The 1,286-nt window shown below is 65.1% G+C and carries 1 protein-coding gene; it reads left to right on the top strand.

Annotation, left to right across the window (positions count from 1 at the left end):
* Nucleotides 1–84: 84 nt before the first annotated feature.
* A protein-coding gene (locus NFL01S_RS33805) for an IS3 family transposase (RefSeq protein ID WP_157117335.1) occupies nucleotides 85–1,226 on the top strand; the annotation gives its coding sequence in 2 pieces (ribosomal slippage) (nucleotides 85–349 and nucleotides 349–1,226; 1,143 coding nt in all).
* The last annotated feature ends 60 nt before the right edge of the window (nucleotides 1,227–1,286 follow it).

Genomic DNA, 1,286 nt, shown 5'->3' with positions numbered 1-1,286 from the left:
ACTGGCCTGCCCCCAGTGAATGCGTCCACCCGGTATTAGAGTCCTGAGTGGCCCTGATCAGGGCCGGAAGGGACACTGGAACCCATGGCAGGACGGAAACGGCATTCCGCCGAGGACATCGTGCGGAAGCTGCGCCGTGCCGACGAACTCGCCGCAGGCGGGGCGACGGGTGAGGAGATCGCCAAGGACCTTGGGGTCTCGGCGGCGACGCTGTATAACTGGCGCCGCCAGTACGGGGGTATGGACACAGATGCGGCGAAAGAGCTCAAGGAGCTGCGTGAACAGAACGCCCGGCTCAAGCGGCTGCTGGCCGATGCCGAGCTCGAAAAAGATGCGCTGCGGGAGATCAGCAAGGGAAAATTCTAGGCCCGGCGGCCAAACGCCGCGCCGCCGACATGCTCCAGAAGGTCAGGGGAATGTCGGAACGGTTCGCGTGCAAGGTCGTCGGGTTGCATCGCTCTACCTACCGGCGCCTGCCGGCCGACCAGACCCCCGCCGATCCCGATGCGGGTTTGCGGGCCTGGCTGCGCGAGTATGCGCTCAAACATCCTGGTCACGGGTTCCGGCGGGCCTGGGCGGCGTTGCGGTTCGATGAGGGTGCCGAGGCGAATATCAAGCGGGTGCATCGGTTGTGGCGGGAAGAGGGCCTGCAGGTGCGGGCCCATCATCCGCGTAAGCGGGCCGGGGTCTCGTCGATCCCGGCTATCGAGGCGGACGCGCCGAAGGTGGTGTGGGCATTGGATTTCCAGTTCGACTCCACCACTGATGGGCGGGCGGTGAAGATCGCGTCGATGGTCGACGAGCACACCCGCGAATCACTGCTGCATCTGGTGGAACGCTCGATCACCGCCGAGGCGCTTGTCACAGAACTCGAGAAAGTCTTCGTCGCCCGCGGGGCACCGAGGGTGCTGCGGTGCGACAACGGGCCGGAGATGATTTCAGCTGCCCTGCAACAGTTTTGCGGTGACCGGGTGGGCATGTCCTATATTCCGCCCGGCACGCCCTGGAACAACGGCTATGTCGAATCGTTCAACCGGCGGCTGCGGATCGAGTGTCTGAACCGCAACCACTGGACCAGCCTACTCGAGGCCCGGGTCGTGATCGGGGACTTCAAAACCGAGCACAACGAGCGGCACCGGCACTCGGCCCTGGGCTACCGGACCCCGGCCGAGTACGCTGCGATCTGCGCCTGCACCCACCACCCGGTGACCTGCAGGATCGACTGAACACCGACCAAACGACCCGGACTCAATTACCGGGTGGACGCATTATCGGGGACTGGCCAC

This window comes from Nocardia flavorosea NBRC 108225, from assembly GCF_001613385.1.
Taxonomy (GTDB): domain Bacteria; phylum Actinomycetota; class Actinomycetes; order Mycobacteriales; family Mycobacteriaceae; genus Nocardia; species Nocardia flavorosea.
Note: the sequence above shows the minus strand (reverse complement) of the source record. Positions and strands in the feature narration are given on the sequence as shown.